Here is a 23,937-nt window from a genome sequence, read left to right as displayed (position 1 = left end):
GTCATATGAAAGATCACTTAGAATTAAAGAAATGTAAAGATCTGAATGCAGTCAAAAAAGAAATGAAAAAATTTATAAATTATTACAATAACCATAGGTATCAATGGAATTTAAAAAAGATGACTCCCGTAGAATACAGGAATCACCTTTTGAATGCTTAAATATTGCCTCACTCTTTTTTATATGTCCTTGACAAAGGGTACAGTTTAAAATAAGGCCTTTTTTTTACAAATTGATAATTTTATATTTTTTTGGGTGTTTCCCTAATTACTTTAAAGATCTATTATTTTTGTTGATTTAAAAGACCGTGAAACATCAGTTATAAAATTAAAATTTACCTACAAAGTTTACAAACCATCCATTGGAGTCATAGCTTAAATTTTCCAAATTATCATCATAACTGGTAAAATTATAACCTACACCTAATTTAATATTTTTATTTAAATCCTTATAAACTCCAACAATCACTCCATCTTCTATATTATGTGACTCCCTATCTGAAAGAATATGATATTCCATAAATCCTTCCAAATCATAAATAATATCATAGCTCGCTTTCAAAGCTATAAGATCTATTGTAGATTTAACAAAATCTCCCTTTGACCTTTCAACTCTCTGTTCTTCACTACGAAGTGCATACTTCATACTTACATCTAATTTTTGATTGAATTCATATATTCCTTCTAATGCAAATACTCCTGCTTTTACTTCCCCCCCTTTTTTAGATTGCATTTCTGTCCCAAGATCATAAAGATAGGTTAAATTAGATAATACATTAAGTCTATCCATGTATATAGGTCTATAAGCAAATCCTATCCCCATTTCATAAAATTGAGCTTTCTTTTTAACATTAGAATTTGTATTGTAATAGTTTAATTTTCCTGTATAAGTCAACTCATCATTGGAAATATATTTTAACTTATTTACAAGACCCCACTGATCAACTTTTTCAGAATCTCCTCTATCATTTCTAAATTCTATTTTATTTCTTAGATAAAAATCTTTTCCATCAAAAATAGAATATAGACTTGCTGAATTTCTTTTAGTTGTATTTCCTGATTTTTTTATATTACCATTTTCATACGAACCACCTATGGATAGCTGCCTAGTCAGTTTATAATCCACTCCATAAACCTGAGTTACCCCACTTCCGTTATTGGATTCTACAAATTGATTTTCATGATAAAACTTTGACTTATCGTTGAATTTAAAAGCTTCTCCAAAGACAATACTATCTTTTTTTTCAGTGGTTTTCTGAGAAAAAAGATATCCTAAATAAATATCATGGTCTTTAGTTCTAGAATAATTAAATTTTGTATTTAAAAAATCTCCTCTGTCTCCTGTACTTCCTTCCATTGAAAGATCCAATTTTTTAGCGAGTGAAAAGTCTGCTCCCAAAGAATACAAAGTATTAGATTTATAATTACTGCTCTTAATAACATCGGTCTGAAAAGAAGTATTTAAACTTAAATATTTATTTACCTCATAATCAGTACGTAGTCCAAGAAGTATTCCTTTCCCAACATTGTCATCCTTTGAAGGTTTTTTTATCTCATTTTCCTCATATTTACTCTCCGCTGTAATACTCCATTTATCACTTATCTTATTTTTTAAGGCAAACATTCCTTCTATTGATTTCTTTTTATCATCCTTTTTCTTACTCTCATAAAATTCTGCTGAAGATATAGCAGTTACTTTATTTGTCAGGACTTTAGTTCCTTTTAACCCATAATTTTCATATTCTTCAGAACTATCTTCAGAGGCTTTAGAAAATCCTTTATTTTTATTTCTAATCCATAGTTCAACCTTATCTTTGATATCAAAAGAATCCTTTATATCTTTTAAATTAACCATACCTTCTATTGCATAAGCAGTTCCTGACGTATCATTTGCTGCGTTTATTAAAGTATCTTCATCAAAAGTTAACCCACCATCAGTTGAAGAGGTATTAGAAAGACTTTGCTCTCCTGAAGATTTTGCTGCTTCAAATCTTAAATAACTATTTGAGTTTAGCCGAAGAAGAACCTCTGCTCCTCCCATGTTATAATCTACATCGTCTCTTTTTTCATTTACATAGGTTCCCGATACAGCTATATAATCATTCAGCCAAGATTTTTGGTTCAGTCCATAAGATAGTTCACCAAAATTATCTTCATTATTATGATATTCATAATCCACATTTAAATAATAGTTATATCCATCACTAGGAGTGTCTTTTATTATTTGATCCTCTGATTTTGAAGCCAATTGTGATAATGGTTTTTCTAGAATAAGTCGCCCTAAAAATTCATTTATTTCATAGTCGCTTCCTTCATTTAAAGTTATCCTATCTATTTTTCTATTTGTTTTACTATCTTTAATGTCTACCCAAACTTTAGGAGACCCAGAAACAATATCTTTCTTATCCAGGTAATATAAACTTCCTCCTGTTCCAAGGAACTCATTGTGCGTAAACATTGTATTTGGCTCCGACATAAAACCTCTCAATTGATACATAGATTCTCCATGATTGGTAGTCCCTAAACTCGAGTACTCTCCATAAGCACCATAAAGACTTCTATTATATCTAGAAAATTCTCCACCTGTAAAATTGGTATTATAATTTCCCCATATAGCCTTACTTTTATTCTTTTGAAGCTTTACATATACTTTACCCTGAGTTTCAATGTCTGAATAAACATGCGAATCATCACCATATGTATCATAGATTCCTTCATCATCGATATTTTTAAATACATTTTTATATTCTCTTTTATGTATATCTTTAAAAACTTCTTCTATCTTTTCATCTCCCGTATCTAAATGAGCGGTTATATTTAAATCCTTTGTCTTTTTTTTATAATAAAGAGCTATTCTACCATCTGTAAATAGATCATTGTTATAATGATAATCCTCTGATAAAAGTTTTTTACTACCGCTAACAGAATTTTGTCCCATATTCATATCAATTAGCCCTGTTAAAAACTTATATTCGTCTTCTACCTTCAATATAAGATTTTCAGAATAAGTCTCGCCTTTTTCATCTGTTATGTCTACCTTGATAGTATGATCTCCTGCGGAATACATCTCTTCTGTTACAAATTTTCCCCTTGCATCTTTAAAAATTTCTTTCCCTTCTATGAAAATTTTACCTTCCTGCGGTAAATCATTTCCATAGATTTTTACTGATACACCATTTACAGCTATATTCTGTTTTTTCAAATTATCTATTCCATAGATTTCACCTCCAGGAATATATGAAATAGAAGTATCATTTATTTTTTCTAATTCTTCTTTTTTACCAACTTTCAAAATTTTAGGTTTTGTCTGATCAAAAGTTTGATCGGAACTATAAACTTTCAAAATATAGATAAGAGAATCTCCAGAAGATAGTTCTTTTCTCAAGTCCATTTCTAATGGTTCAGCAAATGAAATTCCCTTTGTTTTTAAAACTTTAATGGGAGTCCTTAGGGCCGTATCTTTTCCATCATATACTAAAATTTCATATGAATCTATATAATTAGAATAGTTTGTATAGACATAAAAATTTAGTTTTCCATCTCCCTCAACTAAAATTTCTTTATCTGTAACTATATTTAATTTGGGTTTTACATTAAAAGGATCTATACTTGAATAAATATATCCTTTATTATTCTTTAAATAAATTGATTCTTTATATTTAATCTTTACCCCTTCTAATCCCTCAGATAAAACATTTTTTTCTATTTCTTTTTTAGAAGGTATAGATTGCTTCAAAGTATCATTGTTTTTCTCAGCAAAAATAGGTTTTTGAAGAATGATCAGTACTGCCAGCAGATAGATTTTTTTAGTTTTAGTCATTCTTATCACCTCTTTCTATTGTTATCTCTATATCTGATGCCGTTTTTCCTAAAAGCTCTGTAAGTTTTTTCTTAATAAGATTACTTCTTACCAGTCCTAAACTTTTTAATCCACCACTGTTAGTATTACTTTGAATTATAATTGAACTTTTTTTATGCTTCTTTAATTTTTTAGCCAAAATTTCTAAATTTATTTCTTGTCCTGGACTAAATTTAGCTTTATTTTTAATAAAGAATACTTCGCCTATGTTTACAACCATCTCTTTTTCTTTTAACCTACTTCTTTGTTCTGTAAAACTAACACCATAATTAAACTTAGTCATAGACCGTGTAAGTCTTTTTACCTTAGGGTTTTCTGTAGTAACTGTAGAACCCATCGGAAGACTATTTGTGTCTAATTTTATTAGATAACTATTTCCACGATCTTTTTTTACTGGTGGTACATGAAAACGCCCATATCTATCGGTTTCTATGATTAAACCATCTATAGTCATAAGTCTTGCTCCAGGAACGCCTTTTTCTTCCCTTCCATTATTAACTATAGTCACAGCCACATAATCTTCCCCTTTAACTTTCAAAACTTTTTGAGTTAAAGAAATATTTTCCCCTGTCATCCCTTTTTTCTTTTTCTTCGAATGATCTATAAAAATTTTATTTGAATCAGTCATGGTAATGTTTGTTCCTGATTTTGTAATAACGTTGGTTTCCCAAAGACCTCCCGTTGGTTTAAAGATCAAAATAACCTCGTCTCCCTCACCTAAAGATTCTATGATAATGCTGTCTTTTTCTTTGTCAGTTGTAGATATTCCATCTATTATTCTAGTCGCAGCGAATTCATATCCTTCCAAAGAAATTAATACTTTTTCAGCTTTTGCTGTATCTTGAAAACCATCCATATCTCTATCATTAAAAACTTTTCCTATAATTGTAGTAGCATCAAAAAGAGGATCATCTACGATTTTTACCTTTACCTTCCCAGTATTAGAAATCACTTCATTAAGTGATGACTTTACTACAACTTTATTTTCTGCTTCACCATTTTTAACACCTACTCCAACTTTAAACATGTAGGTTATTTCCAAAACTTCCTTAGCAGCAATGTCTATCCCTATACCATTCAACTCATCATATATTAATGGTTTGTCGGAAGCAGCTTTTATTTCCTGACTTTTTTCATTAGTTCTAAAAAATCTAGAACTTCTTTTCATATATTCAAATCCCGTAGGCGGTGTATCAAAAATCTTTATATTTTTAACCGGTACGTCATTTGGATTTTCTACTCTTACAGTATAAGTTATAAATTCTCCCCTTCTAGCCTCTCTTTTGTTAGCAGATTTAGTTACTATTATTTCTGCATTAGCAGAATTAATTTTAAAAGTTGATTTTTTTACTTTCCCTGTAAGTCCCTCTGTTACCGATGCTGTATTTTCAAAAAATGCATCTATAATATTAGGATTAGTTTTAGCTGTCAGTATAAATGTTACACTTTCCTTAGAAGCTAATGTAACATTTTCTATTTTTAAATCTTTACTTTCTCCTGGAAGTTTATTTTTAAAGTTTGTTGACTCAGTTACCCATTTCCAATTTGTAAATACAGATTCTTTTATTCCTTTAATTGTATTTCCTTCTATTTGTGATACCTCATCTTCAATTTTTATCTCCTTTGCTGCAGTATCACTGGTATTAGAAACTTTAATCGTATAGATTACTTCTTCACCCATACTAATTTTAGACTTCTGTGCAGTTTTTTCTATATATAATTCAGGAACTACTACTACAATAGGTGCTCCATCTTGGAGACCTAAGGCATTACCTGTCGAAACTCCAGAATTTTTATTTCTTAAAAGACTTATTTTAGCTACACTATCTATGATTTCATTTTTAGCAAAAATAGTATTTCTATTTAGATTTGCATGAATTTCTATCACCAATGTTTCATTTGGTAAAATAACAGGAATAGATAATGAGCCTGTATAATTATTTGGTTTAAGATCATTTCTCTCCACCAAAGAGTCTTTATTATATATTTTAGATATATTTATATTTCTTAAAGCCAATTTTCCTTTTTTATTAACAACAGTCTTCAGAGAATCTTCCATTACCAAATCTTTAATAGCAATATAAGGATTTTTATTTCTAACCTCTATAGTATAGGTAATAGAATCATCTAACTCTGCTATATTATCGCCCCCTGTAGTAACAACATTTTTTTTCAAACTTAGATCTGTTAGTATTCCTTTAGCTGCATTTAAAGTTGAAAGGGTTACACTCCCATTGACTATGGCTTTGTTAGTTATTACTTCTCCTTCTGCAAATTTTATATTTTTAGAAACAGCATTAATAACCACGTTGACCTTGTTCTTGGCCTTAATTTCTGATACTATGATCTCCTCATTGGAAGAATTATATGTAAACGGTACATCTGCTCCAACTCCATCTATAACTTTTATATCTGAAGTTAAAACTCTATTAAATACATGATTTCCTTTTAAATTAACTATCTCAGATATTTTGTCTATAATAGATATTTTTTCAGCTCTTAAATCACTTGTATTTTCAATAGTAATTGTATAGATTCCATTTTCATTGGGCTCTATTATCTTATCGCCATCTTCTGTAATACTAACCTGATCTGCATCTAAAGTGGCAAATGGAACAGTAATATATAAAGGACCATCATCAACCGAGTCTTTTCCTGTAACTAAAACTTGATTTTTTACCTGTTCTCCTCCTGTAAGAGTTATATGGGATGCATTCTTAATTTCAGCACCTAACATAATTGTCACAGTTTCTCCTGCTGCTAAATTTGTTATTATTAAATTTGAGCTATTATCTGTTATTCCATCTCTATAAGCTACATCTACCATATTTCTGTCCTGAACAGAAATAGTCGTTATATTAGTAAATATTTTTTCATGTTTTTTATTTTCAATACCTGATATATTGTCATAAACTGTCAAATTTTTTATATCTAAAGTACCCTTGTTACGAACCTGTACAGTGTAAGTTACATTTTCACCATAAGATGCAATTTTAGGATCTGAAGTTATATTTGTACTTAGCACTCCAAAGTCAACTCCACTAGAACTTACACTAGCCTGTTTTCTCACAACGGTCCCTTGAGCTGTAGTCGCATGAAATATAGCTGTGTTGGTAACTTCTCCTGTGGTTATATCTGCCTGAGTTACCCTATAAATCCCAGTTCCTACAGCTTTAGCTCCTGGTGAAATTGTAGTTGGAAGTAAAGTTATCCCGCCTAATATTTTAGGATCTGTTACCACAAGATTACTTAACGTTGTATTTCCAGTATTATTTATTTCAAAACTATACTTAATTTCGTCTCCTACCGAAGTAAAACCAGCCCCACTCACTATTAATTTTTTCGCCTCAAAATTATTTATTGCAGTAGCCTTCACTCTTATACTATCTTGCTTTTGAATAGACTTTCTAGCTAACGAAATCCCTGTAAACGTCGCAGTGCTTATGACTTCACCCGCATCAATATCTGCCTGAGTTACAGTATGAATTCCAGTTCCACTAGTTTCCCCACCTGGAGCAAGAGTGGTACTACCAAGGCTTATCACACCTGAAACCCCTGGGTCTATTACTATAAAATTCTTTAAAGTTCTGTTCCCTGTATTTTTAATTTTAAAACTATACTTAATTTCATTTCCTACAGCCGTAAAATTCTCACCACTCAGTACTTGTTTTGTTCCTTCAAAGTTATCTATTAGAGTTCCATCCACTCTTATTTTTTCCTTCTTCTTTACAAGATTCCCTCCTGGTGCTGTCCCAGTAAAATTTGCAGTACTCTCAACAAATCCAGCATCTAAATCTAATTGAGTCACTTTATGTTTTCCTGTTCCTTTAGATGTTTCTCCTGGTTGAATTATACTTCTATTCAAATTTATAGAACCAGAAATTCCTAGATCCACAACAGTTAAATTTGAAAGAGGTCTGGATCCTATATTTTTAATCAAAAATTCATATTCAATTGTTTCTCCTATATTTGTAAAGTTTAAACCTCTCAAAACGGTTTTACTCCCTATAAAATCTTCCACCATAGGGAGATCATAGGTGCTAGTATCAACTTTTTCTACAGTCTTATTGTGGGGACCTCTAATACTAAAAGTTGCGGTATTAATTATTTTCCCAGCATTCAAATCTGTCTGAGTCACCGTATACTCTACTTTTACGGACACTATTTCTCCTGGAGAAATAGTTTTTTCATTAAAACTTATTCCACCGGGAAATCTAGAAGCTTTTACCTCTGGATTTGTCAGTGTCCCATACCCAATATTTGTAAGTATAAATGTATACTCCAATTTTAGTTCACCATTTGCTCCCTTTTTTACATTTGTAACAGAATTAGATACCAAAAATTCTACTAAATTAGCGTCAGCTCTTGTCACATCCGTATACTTTAGCAGTTCCCCTGTTGGAAGAGTTCCTTTTGCTATAAGGGTATCTATTATTGAGCCTCTAATTACATCCTCCTTGGTAGCTCTCTTCTTTCCGTTAACAGTTATACTCCCCCCCGGAGCAAGAGTTCTAATCCAGTTAGAATATTGGATCCCAGCACTACTGCTTAAGTTTAAATTATTAATTGTCGCTGTTCCTAAATTTCTTATGATAGCTCTATACTCAATAGATTTACCTACCGAATATGTAGCACCATTGGTTATACTTTGTTTGACCTGCAGCTTATATTCTGAATCAGGAATAATCCCCGTTACCTCTATATTTTTTACCTTTTGAATATTAGTTAAACCTGCACTTGCCCCGGTAAAACCAAAATAACCGGTTTTAGCTCCTAAAAATGCAGTAATATCCCCTGAATAAGTATCTTTTATCTTACCATCAAAAGTATAACTAAACTTAGCATTAGTCGCATTCCAATGGATAGAAACTTTATGCCACTTACCATCCTCTATATTATAAATTGATTTTTGCTGAAACCCCGTAACATCTCCTCCCTTAATAAAAGCCAGCTGATCCCCGGCAGGTTGATAAGTATCAAATTTCATTCCAAAAGTATCTTTAAAGACCTTTTCATAGACTCCTCTAACAGTGGCGCTCCCTCCATAACCGAGATTTCCACCACCACCTGCTAACATATGATCTTTATCCTTCATCGATTTAAAGAAAAAAGCCACTCCGTCTGCTCCTGCATCTTTAGTCCCCAAATATATTTCAAAATTTATTGAAAAATCTTGACTGAGATCAAATTGGTGCTTCGACCAGGCCGCTCCTGCATCTCCTACTCCGTCATTAGTCAGTAAAATCTCATCTCCACTTTTTTTCCCTGTTCCATCATACAAAAAATTACTGTACTTTCCAGTGATATTTACTGCAAATATTCCCAGTGATATCACTATAAGAAAACACAAAATTAGTCTCTTCCTCATATTTTTCTCCCTTAACCATATTATTTATTACTTCTGAAAGTGGCGTTTTAAATCTTTTACTATAATAAAACTGGAATTTTAGAAACCCCAGTTTATATTAAACACTATCCTTTATTCCCTATAAATTTTCCTTTTTGAACTTATTTCTTCATATAAGCTTTTATAGAATAATAGTTTTTTATATCATTAATATTTCTCTTTAATTTTAAATTTTCACTCTGAATCACTTCATCATTAATCTTCAATATTTCTATTCCATCTCTAATACCAAAATTATACTCTTTGGTTTCAACCAATTTAAAATCTATATCTTTTAGTTCTCTTTCCAATCTCAATATTCTGGTTTCCAGATCCGAAATTTTTTTAAACATTTTCCCTTTCTGCTCTATATTTTCAGCATTAGTAAGTGTAAAAAGAGAAATAGCCATAAAAAAAATTATTGTTTTCTTCATAGTCTCCTCCTATTTTTTCTTTATACTTTCTTCTAATGTTTCTAATTCTATTTGAAAAGCATCTAACTTTTTTTTAAGACTTATGTCATTTTCTTCTAACAAAGCCATATCTTCTGCGACAATTTTATTTTTATATTGTCTTTCTTCTAATATTATTTTTGTTGCTGTTACTTTTTTTTCCATTAATTCCACCTTTTGTTCCAACGACTTGACTATCATGCTTATTTTTTCGTCTTCTTTAATGCCTTTAGACAAACATACTGTAAATAAATTCAGCATAATAATTATTAATATGATTTTCTTCATAATTACATCTCCCTTTTAATTTCAAGATAAAACTTGAGAAAGAAGCTGTTCATATTAGAACATCTCCTTTCTCTGATTTTATCTTCCTTTAAAATATTGAATTCTAGCTATTTAACATATTTTTTCTTGTCTTTTGAAAAAATATGTTTTAATCCACTTATAGCTTTTTTCCTATTCCATTGTTTTTAATAGTTTTTTCAACTACGTTTTCTTTCATTTTTAAGTCTTTTACTATACCGCTTTCAGTCATTATATCTAGAACTTTAAAACCTCCATCTAATTTTTAAAATCTTTATTGCTGCTTTCTATCAATGTTGGTTTAGATATTTTAACTTTATCCTTACTTTCTATTACTATCTTATGTCCTTTCTTCTCTAGATCATTTACCACTCTCTTTAGCATATTTTTTTCACGTGTAAATGCATCTCTTTCCTGAATATTATTTCTGTAATTGGTAGAGTCACCATTGTTATTTAATTCTACAGCATACTTAAATAACTTTCTGTCTTCCCCTACTCCAAGTTTTTCAGCAAGTTTCTTATCTCTGATTATTTCTTGCTGTTCCTTATGGGTAAGCTCATGACTTAACGTTCTAAGTCTTTCCAAAGTTCTATTTAACTCCTCTTCCTGTTTTTGTTTATTTTGAACTGCTATTTTATCTGTTGTTATTTCGGTCTCTCCATCACTTAACATATTTTTTGATTCTAAAATTTTTTGTATTTCAGCATCACTTAATTTTTTATTTTTAAGTCCCTTTTTAATTTTTTCACCAGCCTCAGTACTCATATAAAAGCCATTTACTTTTCCTTTTGGATCAAATAACTTAACAACTTCTACTTCTTTTTTAGGCTTTATCCCAGTTACTTTTTCAAAGGCTTCCATTCTGTATTTGATTATCTTCTTTACATCAGATTTTTTAATTCCACCATCTGTTCCATCAGGTTTTTTATTTTTATTTCCTGCCAAAGTTTCAGATAATTCTTCATCGGCTAGAACTCTTTTGGAAAATTCCTTGTCTATTTTATCTTCAATTGTCTTATACGCTTTACTTGTTTCAAGTTCGCTCTGAAGGCCACTTGCAATTAACTGTTCCGTATAATCTAATTTCTGTTTCTTTGATTTTTTAGACAAATACTTGAGAAGTACCATTTTTTCATTCGTTTTTAAATCCTTAAGATCTTTCCCATACTCACTTTTAAAAGCTTCTTTTAGTACTATTGTTTCTCCTTGGGCTCCTCTCATAGGTGTTTTTGTATTTTTAGATAGAGGTTTTAATTGTTTAATAACAGCTAAACCATGCAGATCTGAATGACTCGCACCATCTATTTTCAAAATCTTATCTGCATTCATATCTTTTCTATGAGCTCTTCTAAATGTATTATCCCCACCCAAATATTTAGTAATGTCTGTTTTAGTATCAAATCCACCCATTTTTGTCACCTTGTCTTCATTTGACATCACATTAAGAAAATGTCCAGTTTTCTTTTCAATAGTTTTACTGTCGACTTTGTGATCATTTCGAACTGGTGTTCCTAATGTTACTAAATTTTCAACGTTACCATCTGTAAGCTTCAACGCTTCGTTTACAACATTCCCACCATGACTATGAGCAATTATATTTACTTTTATTCCCTTTCTATTATATCCCTCTATGATCTGTGCTAGTTCTTTTCCTGCTTCCTTTCTTGTATCAGCTGTATTCTTTCCGCTCCATTTAAATGCTACAGATTTTCCACCATATTGCTCTTCTACAGCCTTAGCTTGAGCACTTTTAGAACTAGCCCATTCATTTTCAGACGCTATTGCACTATAAGTTCCATGAATCAATATATTTACAGTATTATCTTTTACTTTAACTATATTTTCAGGTCTCATATTTACATCTACGATATCAGGCTTACCTTGATAAAAGTCACCTTTTAGAAGTCCTTTTGTGTATTCGGCTTTCAATATATCTTTATTAATTTTTTCTTTATCTGCTTTCGTTACAGGTTTTAAAATTCCTATTTCTTCTTTTTTAACAACCTCAACTTTTCCTCTGTACTTGTCATTCTTCTTTGTCGTTCTATCTAAGGCACTTTCAAAGTTTAACTTTTCCTGTGAAGTAATTAAATCCATTTTAGGCTCGTTTTTCTTCAAAAGATTTTTAAATTTTTGTTCTTTCTTCAAAAGATTCTCATGGTTCTTACCTGTTGGATTACTTTCGTATTTATTTTTTGCATCCTCATAAGATTTTTCGGCTTTAGCTAACACTTTACCTTCCTTTTCAGAGTTCAATTTGTACAGATGTCCCTCTTCTCCGGTTATTCCATCCTTAGATCTTTTATATTTCGCTAACAAAGTTCCTAAATCAGAATCTTCTCCCTTTGAATTTTTTCTTCTAAAATCCGAACGTCCACTTGAATCCGCTTGTCCACCTTCACTTACACGTTTTAAATTTATTCCACTCTCTATTTTATCTTCTGCCACTGTTACTTCTGACTTCTTAGACAATAATCTTTTGGTGTTCGGAATTACTTCATTTTTGTCTAATTTTATCGTAATATCTTTTGAGGAAGCTGATACAGTATCTCTAGAATCAATAGTTTCTTTGACTCTGGTTTCGTCGATATCACTATCGATAGTTTTATCTTTATCTTTCTTTTTTCCAAATACTTTTTTAAATCCCTTATATACTAGCCAATCTTTCCGCCCTTCCCAAAGAGTAGATTTTGTCTTGGTTGTTCTTAACTTAACATCCCCAGTCTCAGTGTCAACAATTAGTTTTTCCTTAGAATTAAGTTTCAATTCCTTGGTCTTGTCTTTAGAATTTTCTTTTACGCCTTTAAAACTATCTTTATTAAGATCAAAAATTCTTCCTGTATTATCATCCATATAGTTTCCAGATGCTGGTTTTTCCATATATGCTTTTACTGTTTCAATAAGTTGTTTATCAGTAACTTTTTTATTATTTCCTGCGATATAAAGTCCATTTAAGTCAGCCTTCATCTCTGGAGATATTCTAGTATTATCTTTTCCTTGATTTAAAATTTCTTTCAATCTTATAGGATCATTTTTAGAAATAGCATCTCTAATCAATGAGTTTATTGTTTCAGTGGCTACTTTCTTTTCTAATCTTTTACTATTCGTTATATACCCTTCGCCATCTGCTTTCATCACTAGAAGTTTACCGTCTCCTAAATCAACAACTTTTCCATTAAGTTCTGGATTTTCTTTTAAACTCCTATACTCTTCCTGAGTTATTCTCTTTTCAAATCCTTCACCGATTATATCGTAATCTTTTCTAGCCTCAGTAGTGATTTGAGCAACTTCTACTTCACCCTTATCATTCAATACAAAATAATTACTATCATCAATTTTTATTGATTTTTGACCCAGAACATCATTATATTCACCATTTTTAATGTCATCTGCCTTAACTTCTCTATTAGTTGTTTCATCCAGGTAGACATTTGGATCATGTTTTACAATCTCTGTAATTATTATGTTTCCATCTTTATCCAGAGTAAAATATCTTCCTTCGTCTATTTTAATTCCTTTTTCACCAAGTTCACTGTTGATATCAGATCTTTCAATATCTTCCTTTTTCACTTTTTGTTTTGTTTTTGGATCCATTATATGAGACACTGATTCAGTACTTTTCTTGGTAGTAGCAATTTGTAGATTTCCGGATTCATCTTTAATAAAGTATCTTCCATCTCCTAAACTTACAGCATTTTGATCTAACTCTTTACTGTATCTTTTATTTTTTTCAAAATTTTCTGTAGTCATCTCTTTTCTTGTTAGAGGATCTATTGCTGTTTCTGGTCTTTCTTGAACTTCTTTGATTTCTTTAATTTGGATTCTATCCCCGTCTTTTACAAAGTATCTTCCACCTCCTAAATCCACAGCTTCTTGACCTAACTCTTCATTGTATTTTTTATTTTTTTCAAAATTTTCTGTAGTCATCTCTTTTCTTGTTAGAGGGTCTATTAGCGTTTCCGGTTTTTCTTGAACTTCTTTCATTTCTTTTATTTGGAATTCATCCCCGTCTTTTACTAAGTATCTTCCATCTCCTAAATCTGCAGCATCTTGTCCTAACTTTTCATTGTATTTTTTATTTTTTTCAAAATTTTCTGTAGTCATTTCTTTTCTTGTTAGAGGATCTATTGCTGTTTCTGGTCTTTCTTGAACTTCTTTGATTTCTTTAATTTGGATTCTATCCCCGTCTTTTACAAAGTATCTTCCACCTCCTAAATCTATAGCATCTTGGCTTAACTTTTCATTATATTTTTTATTTTTTTCAAATCCTTCTTTTGTTATTTGCTTGCCAGTTTCAGGATCGATAGATGCTTCTGATCTTTCCTGTACTTCTTTGATTTCTCTTATTCCAAACTTCCCATCAGTATCCTGAACGAAATATCTTCCATCAGATATTTTTACCGATTCTTGATCTAGATCAGCATTAAATTCTTTTCTATCCTTAAATTGACTATCAGATATTTCTGAATTTGTTTTTGGATCAACTACTTTTCCTGGGAGTACTGTAATTTTATCTATTTGAGTAACTGAAACTTCTCCCTTATCATTAAGAGTAAAATATCTTCCATCGGATATCTTTACAGCTTCTTGACCAAGAAGTTTATTTATAGGTGCATTTTTTATATCTTCAGGTTTAACTTTGGCACCGGTATCTGAATCGACATAAAATTCTGTTCCTGGAACTAATTTTGTTTTTGGCAGTTCTACTGCTATAGGTTCACTTTCCCCGTCTTTCAATACCAATTTCCTATTTGGGTCATTAGTTTCTAGGACTCTCCCCCCAAACTTCTTACTAAAATCTGCTCCCTCAAAGTCTTTTTTTGTAACTCTAAGACCTGTTTTCTCATCTACAAATGAAGTCTTTTTACTTCTTTCTTCTGTAAAAATCTCTGCACTTTTATATTTATCTGCCAAACCATCCGTAGGGGCAAGATAAAAATCTCTTCCATTATCAAATTTTCCAGTACTATCAGCAACATCAACTGCTCCAGATGTCCTGTAAAAATTCTTTCCTCCTATTCCTATTATCTCTCCTGACTCTGGTCTTGTTTTTGTATTTTTTTCTTTGAACACTACCTTTCTACCATCCATAAGGTCTACAACTGCGCCGTTTATTCTTTGACCTCCAAAATCCTGTACAGTCTTTGAAACAGATTCTAGATCAGTTACGGTAATCTCTTTTCCTGACGCATCTTTCAAGACATCTCCAGTTTTAGGGTCTAGAAGTTTTTCACTACCTGGTTTCTGATATTTAACTTCTTTTTCTATTGTAACTTTTCCATCTTCATCCATCTTCATAAATCTGGTATTTGTATCATCTAATGCTACTCTTTTACGTTCCTTTAACTGGGCTTTTGTAAATGTCTTATCAGTTATCGGATCTCTAAACTTTTCAGTATCCTTTTCAAATTTATATTTTGGAACTTCTTTTATAACAGGCTTATCCTCACCATTTTTCATCACCCAGAATTTCGTATTGTCGCTGTCTTCTGAAATCTTGAGAACTTTTCCTCCTAACTCTTTGTTGTATTCAGCCGTTTTAAAGTCATCTTTAGTTACTACACTTCCTGAAACATCATCTGTAAACTTTGTATCCTTTAAAATGTTTTCAACATTGTATTTAACTAATTTACCATTTTCTTTCCTTATGAAATATCCACCATTTTTTTCTGCTTCTTTCAAATCTTTTTCAGTAGGAGTTATTTTCTTATCTTTATTTTTTACTGCTGTTTCAGATTCTTTGATTTTCTCTTTCTGTTTAACCTCTTTGCTGTATTTATTGAATTCTTTTGAACTAACTTTTATATTCGAAAAATCTTTAATATCTTTAAGTATTGCAGTAGCCGCCTTAGTGTCACCCTTATCATGAGCAATTTTTGCTGCTCTTAATCCTTGATCATACATGTCTAAATCATTGATAAATTTCATAAGAGCGCCTTCATCCAAAGCTTTCATATTGTTCGGACCATCGCCCCTAACTATCTTATGTAATTGATTCTTTTGAATTTCACCATAATTATCGCCTATAGAATCTTTATAACCTTTATTTCTAAAGAAATCTTCCTGCCCTTTTATTTTTGCCGCTAATAATTTATTTGTTGCAACATAAGGACCATCTGGCTTGCCTTGTCCATTCCTAAGAATTGTTTCCATTTCTTTACCTAAACTTACTTCTGATCCTTTTTTAGCAGAATACTCATAAATTGGTTCTGGCCTAGGAGTATAATCTTTTATCTCAGCCGGCTTTCCTGCCTCTTCTTTCGTAGGACTCTTAAGTAATTTAGTACCATATTCTGGAGTCCCTATTCCCAATTTTTCCTTTCTAAGTTTTATAGTTTCATCTATTTCTTTTTTTAGATTATCTATCTTGGTCTTAGTTTTTTCTCCATCGAAAGTAACTGGTTTATTTATCTTGTCCACAATTTTATCTCCAACTATAACCGTTGGAATGCCTATATCTATTTTCTTTACTAATCCTGAATCTATAGTAGGCTGTTTTACTACAATTTTATTAACCCGACCACTGTCTAATGTGGGTTTCGTTATTTCTACCTTAGTCACCCTTCCTGAATTAATTGTAGGAACAATTGTATTTATTTTATTTCTCTTTCCTGTGTCTATTGAAGGGTTAGAGATATCAACCTTCGTATTAACTCTATTTTCTACAACTGTAGTAGGATTACTTGTAACTCTTTTTGGTCTTCTACTCCCCCCGCTTGTCGTAGGCCTTCTTCTAACGACAACATCTGTACCATCAACATCTACTTTTCTCATTGGGTTATCACTATCATCATTAAGGTTTCTTTTTCTAACATCTGAATCCTTATTTTTCTTTTGTCTTTTAAAGTCTCCTGGTGAAATAGTATAGTCTAAGTCAAATTTAAAATGTTTTTCATCCTGTGTTGTTACTATAGATTTATCTGTATCACGATTGATTCCAAGCCCTGTATCTTCAAGTCTCTTTCCTCCAACAACTACATTTCCAGCACCTATAGTAGATTTAACAGTTTGTGCTTTATGGAAGCCTTCTATCCTTCCACCTTTTACATCTACACTATCTACTCCATCTTTAGAAAAGCTTCCACCAAACCCAGCATAGCCGCCATCTCTTACATGAGAATCTTTCAGATCTTGAGAAGTAAGACTTCCTGTTGTAAAATCAAGATTTCCCGTATCAGATGCTATAGTAGCTCCTTTTAGATCAGTGTTTCCATCTACACGAATTTTAACATTACCTCCAGAAATCCCACTTTGAGTTTTTACCCATTTTTTATTTTCATGGATATTTCCATAGGTAGCTCCCAAAGAACCGCTCCCACTAACTTTTCCGGTTGCATCTACACTTGCGCCTACCGATGCATTTACATCAGATGAATGAAGTTCATGATCTAGAGTGTCCTGTAGACTCTCTATATTCAAATCCCCACCGACATCCATTGAAACAGTGTCTCCTTTGATATTTGCACCCTTTAAATTAGCATCATTGGTTACATGTAAACTTACGCTCTTTCCTTTAATTACAGCATTTTTATGGGTTACTGAATCAGTATGAGAATTTACAGTAGATGCTTCAACTCCTACTTCGGCTCCTAGGTCTCCACCACTTTTTAGGTTTACAGAAGCTGTACCCTTTAAAGTTACTCGAGTATGATATCCATTTTCTTTTGCATGATATTCACTCTTCGAAGCTTCCAAGTTAAATGAATCTGCATCGATGGCTACACTTTCGGTTCCTTCCATCTGCATCCCTTTCAAGTCTACTTTTCCATTTTTTGCTGATATTATTATATCTTTAGCTTTTATAGTTGAATCTACAGCATCTAAACTCTGAGTTTCGTTATGGGATTCACTTATTGATAAACCGATTTCCACAGCACCATCAACAAGAGGTGCTCCTGTAAGTTTACTTAGCTGTCCTCCAAACTCTGCTGCCCTCATTGCAATTTCCTCGGGACTTGATGTGGAATATTCTGAATCTTTCGAATAATCTACTTGTTTTTTTACAGACTCTATCACCTGTAATATCTGAACGTTATAACTTGCCCCTGCACCAAGACTAAAACTTTTTTGGTCTGCTGATGTTTTTATTTCATCCTGTACATAAGTAGAATTAACATCCCCTTCTTGTGCTACTATTTTTACTGTGTTTTTCATGTCTATATTCACAGATTCCAGATTAACATCATTTTTTGCTGCTATGGTTACACTTCCACCTTCAATACTCGTTTTTCCATGAACCTTTGCATCTAATGTTTCAGTAACCTCTGTTGAATTAAATAATGCTACTGTTGCTCCACCTGTTGCTCCATATTCGCTCAAATTCGTTCCTGTCGTATATCCTTTCCCATGAAGTCCTTCGGCACTAGTATTTATACCCGCAGATGAAAATCTTCCCGATTTTGCATTACTTGCTCCATCACTGTCATTACTACTCTGATTTAAGACATTCCTTCTATTCCCCGTGATAGTTTTACTGACCTGTGATCCTGCATCGCTTAAAATAGCCCTTTTAACAAGATCTCTCTTATAGTGTCTTTCTAGAGCAATAGTCTTTATATTTACGTCTCCTTCTTTTGACATAATAAGGTTTTCGTCCCCGGCTCCTTTTATCGTACTTCCTATTAGGTTTACATCCTTATTAGAAACTATCTTCACGTTTCCAGCTCCAGCATCTATACTAGCATTTGCAAGAGTTTCTGAATTATCTACAACAGTTTCTTCATCAGTATCAAACCAAGAAGTAGTTTTATTTCTATTGTAATATGTATTCTTCTTATTTTTTAATGCTTCAACTGTTACACTGTCACCAGTTATAACCACATCACCTTGTCTACTAGAAATACTACTCGCTCTGATATTTACATCTTTATCTGCTGCAACATACACTCCTGTTCCAGCTTTGAATGAACTACCAAGGTTGATTTCTTGATCTTCTTTATAAACTTCATAACGGGTATGCCTTTCTGTTTTACTCTTTAATTTAAGTGCATCAAGTAATATACTCCCCTTTGCTGTCGCTGATATTTTTTCAGTAGCTACAACTACTCCACCAGTATTTGTAATATCTCGACCTGAGTTTAAGACAACATTTTTTCCACTTATAGCCCCTGTATTTTTTATCTTATCGGCGAATCCATCAAAGAATTTTTCACGTTCTACAGTTGTCTCATTTATGATATCTCCTTTTTCCGTCTTCAGGAATACATTCCCACTTCCTGCTATAGAAGCTCCTATATTTTTTATATCATTTATAGCGTGTAAAGAAATATCTCCGCCTTTAATTGTTCCTTTAGATCCTTCACCATATTTATTAAGTATACTGGTTGCCTGAATATTTACTAGCTTGTTTCCGTGAATCGTCGAACCAATATTTTCAAATTTATCTGTATCGACAGTCACATATTCTCCGCTTATTACAGAGCCAGTATCGTTACTGTCTATAGCCATTTCTCCTTTTCGGACACTATTAGAAGTTACATAGATTTTTGGTACTAATACTTTAACTCCATCCACTTCTTCTACGACGTACCACACAATATCCTTATCTAATTTTGCCATTTGCTCACTTGTTAATTCTTTTCCAACAGTAAGACCTAATTTTTGGGAGGCTAAAACAGAATTATCTAAGAGATATTTCATAAGAGATATTTCATTAAAATTTTGTCCCTCTAGTTTTCTTCCTCCTGTTGCTTTTAAGTACATTTTATTTACAAGAGTTGTTTCGTAATAATTGTCTCCTAATCTTCTATTATAATCTTGAGGATTTTTAGACAATTTTTCAAAGACATAGCCACTTCCATAATAATTATCCTGGTTTATAAAATCTACATTAGTTTCTATCAGAGGATTAGATGCACCTTCTAATACTACATTTTTTCTGATAAATATTCCGCTGTCTCCATCTGGAATATCTATATTTTCTTTTGGATCTATTATTAAGTCTACACCTTTTATTCTTTCAGTAGTATCTGGAGTAGTATCAGGAGTAGGAGCTACTGCATCTTCTGGTTTCTTTGCTACTGTACTATCAGTATGCTCTAAGACACCACCTGTCCCTTCTTGATGATGTTCAACTATTTTTTCTTTACTTTCAAAACTTTGCTCTGAAACTGTTGTCCCTACTTTTTTTGCATCTTCCTCTATAGAATCAGTATATGCCACAGTGTTTCCAAGGGTAGTTTTATTAAGAATTTTCTTTGCAACAATATTTGCTTTTCTCCCTGCGCTGATAATAGCTTTATCTTGAGCCACATAATTTTTTAGTTTAAATATCTTTTTTATTGTTGGACTAGCAAACCCTGTAAGACTCCTATCACTCGTATAATAGTTTACCTTAAAATGAAGATTCATCTTCTCTAACACCTTTATTTGCTCCTCTAGAGTAGAGTTATGCACTTCATTAGCATTGATAGTTATATCATTATCTGCCCTTATTACTCCTCCATTTTCTAAATTGTTCGTAAGCTTAAGATTAATGTCGCCACCTGATTCAAGGCTAGCCTGTCTCACTCTTATAGTATTTGATGGTGCTTTGAAAGTAATTGCTCTATTAGTCACCCAATTCGCTCTAAATTTTGAGTGTCCAATAAAATCTTCCCATCCACTAGAAGTACGAGTAAGCCAGTAGTCTTTAGTAATATTGTCAGAAGTTATATAACTATTAAGAGATCCGCTACCACTATATGAATAATCAAAAAACCTACCATAACTTAAACTCATCCCAACGGTTTGACTAAAATATGAGTCACTCATTCTTCCGGTATAATGAACCCCGTATTTAAAATCTTTATTTTCAGCACTAGTAGTCAAAAATAGTTTCCATATCTCTGCATCACTCATATCTAAAAGATTATAAGGAGATACATACTGTTGTTGACTCTTATATTTAATAGCTTCATTATAAAAATTAATAGCTTCTACAACTACATTTCTTCCAGCTTTTATTTTTGCTCCCCTTGAAATATTTGCTTTATTATAAATATTCCCACTAGTAGCTTTTAAATTAATGTCTCCTGTTAAAGCCAATATCTGTGCTCCCGCTTCATTGATTATACTGTTTACCCTTGCCACAAGTTCTATGTTATTGGTAGCATAGAGAGAAGTTGATTCCTTAAGTAAAATTTTATCTGCGGTTATATTTAATGATCCGTTAGCCTGTATTTGTCTCCTATTTGTTACTTTTTTTCCATCAGCAACCTCAAGTTTTATATTTCCTAACGCCAGCATCTTCCCTTTATTTTCAAAATCTTCTTGAAGGGTTATAGATGTCTCTCCTGTCCCACCATAAAGTTTTGAATCGTGATTATTTACATAGTTTTTAGCAACCAAAGTAAGGTTTTCTCCTGAACTAAGAAGAGCTTCTTCAGTACTAGTTCCTTCATTAGTTACATAACCTTTCTCGGCCATTAAAGTTAAATTTTTTCCTGCAACAATTTTTTTACTGTTATTTATATTTTTTTCTGTCGAAGTAATTTTTATATGACCATTTGACATAAGTCCAATCTGGTCATTGATAATATTGTTGAAGTTTGTTATCTCGATCAATTTATCTCCATAAACTGTTCCCGTGAGAGTGTAATCCTCTTTATGAGTCCCTAATTTAGTCAGATCAATAATTAAACTTCCATTAGTTATAAGTTTTCCCTCATTATTTTCAAGGGTTATTGCATGAATTCTAGTTTCCTGACCAGATAAAATCTGACCACTATTGTTGTTTACGTGTTTTGTAATCAATGACATTTTTCTAGACGCGTTAATTATTCCACCGTCATTAACCAGACCAATGTTTGCTATTGTCAGAAGTATATCTTTGTTTGCTAGCATCTTTCCGGAGTTCACTACTCCATTCTCTATATTTAAAATTAAATTTGCAGCAGATATAAATTCTCCTATTCCTTCATTTTTCAATATTGTCAAAATTGCTGTTGTATCTCCTATAGAGCTTATATTCCCCGTATTTTTTAGTGAATCACCTTTAATATGAAGCTCGCCAGCACTATAAATTGATCCTTCATTACTAATAGTTCCTGTACTAGAGACTGACTCATCCGCATTTATATTCAAAACGTTAGTCCCATCACTGCCTACTTTTTTTGTTGATGCTAAGGTTGCTGTTGCAGTATTTTCTAGAATCCTAGTATTAATATTTCCTGTTCCTTCCGTAAGAATATTCCCACGATTTATTATTTTATCAGCAGTTATATTTACCGTTGTACTTCCTTTTACTACTGAGTTAGATTGTGTCTCTAAAAAAACTGTAGTCATGTTTAGATTATTTTGTGCAAGAATTTTTCCCTCATTATAAACTTTTTCACGAGTATTTACGTCTAAATTATTAGATGCTATTTGTGCTTCTGCTTTATTACTTAAATTATTACTTTTAATACCGAGGTTTTCTTTTGCGAAGATATTTCCCTCATTGTTAATATTTGCAATATTAATAGTAGTATCTGTAGACGCATAAATTGTACCCGTATTTCTATTTTCCAAAATATTACCAGTAAGATTAACTGTTTCACCTTGAATTTTTTTCTGATTGTTGAGGTTGAATGCTTTTATATCTAACTTATTTTTAGAATATATATCACCGGTATTTATAACACTATTTTTTGAATTAATATTTAGTGTTCCACCTGAATAAATAGAACTACTATTCAATAATTCATCCTCTACATCTATTGATAAAATATTTCTTACATTTTGAATAGTTCCACTATTCTTTAAATTTTTAGAAGTCAGTTGTATTCCTGTAGTCGCCTTTAATTTCCCTTCATTTTCTATTTTTGTTCCTGTAAAAACAAGAGTTCCTTCACTCTCATGTAGTTCTCCAGCATCATTAAAATAATTTCCTGCCAGAATATTTGACCTATTGATTATTTCATTTGAAGTTATGCTTATATTTTTTTTAGAGAGTATAAGCCCACTGTTAGTCAAAACTGTAGATTTTATAGTTGTCGAATCTTCTCCTGAAATAACTTGCCCGCTATTGTTTACTGTTTTTCCAGTTAACTTTACTCCAACTCCTGTTATTGAACCCTCTGACGATATTACTCCTGATTCCACAATAACATTTCCATTTCTAGAATTTATCTTCCCAGTTGAGTTATTTTGAAACCTTGTCCCATTGATAATTTTAGTACCTTCTTTCGATTCTATCTGTCCACTATTATTTATATTTTTCCCATCAATAAGAACACTTTTAGCATGGGATACTATTTGTCCACCTTCTGCATTAGTTACTTTATCAGCAGTTATCGTTAATTCACCGTCTGCGTAAAATAAACCCTCATTAGTTAAAAAATCAGACTTAAGATTTCCACTTCCACTAGAATAAATCTTTCCGCTATTATTTACAACATCACCCCAAATATTTAAAACTTTTTCCGCCTGAATTACTTTCTCATTGGTCAAAGTTCCTACTTCACTTATGGATAGTTGATCATTACTCACTATATTTCCGGTGTTAATTATCTTAGAAAATTTTGTTATATTAACGTCTTTATTGGAGAGCATATCACCACTACTAATAATTTGATTGTCCCCTGAAATGTTTAGTTGTTCTTTCCCTGTTAGTTTCCCAGAATTAAATATCTTATCAGAATCTATATCCAGTATTTTTTCACCTGTAATCTTTTTTGTGTTAGAAATTTCGTCGGTATTGACATTGACATTTTCTCCATTTATTATTCCAGCATTTTTAAGCAATTTTCCCGTTAAGTCTAATTTTTTCCCTGCTATAAGCTTCGTTTCCCCTTCTAATTCTATAGTTTCACGTGCATTTATAACCATGTTTTCATTTTTTATTTTGTTATGATCTGCTGCTGTAACAACGCTTTCATTTTTAAGCCTTACATTTTCACCTGTAATAGATACTTGGTTTTTACCAACAGCATACCCTTTTTCACCTTCAAAAATAACATCTTTTGCAGCTAC

The 23,937-nt window shown here is 31.8% G+C and carries 6 protein-coding genes; 1 reads left to right on the top strand and 5 read right to left on the bottom strand.

Going from position 1 to position 23,937, the window contains the following annotated elements; all coding sequences use genetic code 11:
• Positions 1-161 (top strand): IS3 family transposase (locus WBG30_RS06390; protein WP_424503815.1); only part of this gene is annotated, 161 nt, incomplete at its 5' end.
• Between the two features lie 166 nt (positions 162-327).
• Here WBG30_RS06390 and WBG30_RS06385 read toward each other — a convergent pair.
• The 5 genes from WBG30_RS06385 to WBG30_RS06365 form a co-directional block, all read right to left on the bottom strand.
• Positions 328-3,819 carry a hypothetical protein gene (locus WBG30_RS06385; RefSeq protein WP_424503814.1) on the bottom strand — a complete coding sequence of 1,164 codons (3,492 nt, stop codon included), beginning with the start codon at positions 3,817-3,819 and terminating at the stop codon, positions 328-330.
• Positions 3,812-9,226 (bottom strand): DUF7507 domain-containing protein, encoded by a 5,415-nt coding sequence (locus WBG30_RS06380; protein ID WP_424503813.1) that lies wholly within the window; start codon positions 9,224-9,226, stop codon positions 3,812-3,814. The genes WBG30_RS06385 and WBG30_RS06380 overlap by 8 nt, the downstream gene beginning before the upstream one ends.
• A gap of 140 nt (positions 9,227-9,366) precedes the next feature.
• Positions 9,367-9,678, bottom strand: coding sequence for a hypothetical protein (locus WBG30_RS06375; protein WP_424503812.1), 312 nt, complete (start codon positions 9,676-9,678; stop codon positions 9,367-9,369).
• Positions 9,679-9,687: 9 nt separating this feature from the next.
• Positions 9,688-9,984 carry a hypothetical protein gene (locus tag WBG30_RS06370; RefSeq protein WP_424503811.1) on the bottom strand — a complete coding sequence of 99 codons (297 nt, stop codon included), beginning with the start codon at positions 9,982-9,984 and terminating at the stop codon, positions 9,688-9,690.
• A gap of 276 nt (positions 9,985-10,260) precedes the next feature.
• Positions 10,261-23,793: a hemagglutinin repeat-containing protein gene (locus WBG30_RS06365; RefSeq protein ID WP_424503810.1), complete on the bottom strand. Its 13,533-nt coding sequence runs from the start codon at positions 23,791-23,793 to the stop codon at positions 10,261-10,263.
• Positions 23,794-23,937: the final 144 nt, after the last annotated feature.

The sequence above is a fragment of the Psychrilyobacter sp. genome, from assembly GCF_049671765.1.
Classification (GTDB): Bacteria; Fusobacteriota; Fusobacteriia; order Fusobacteriales; family Fusobacteriaceae; genus Psychrilyobacter.
This window is presented reverse-complemented; position numbering and strand designations above follow the sequence as displayed.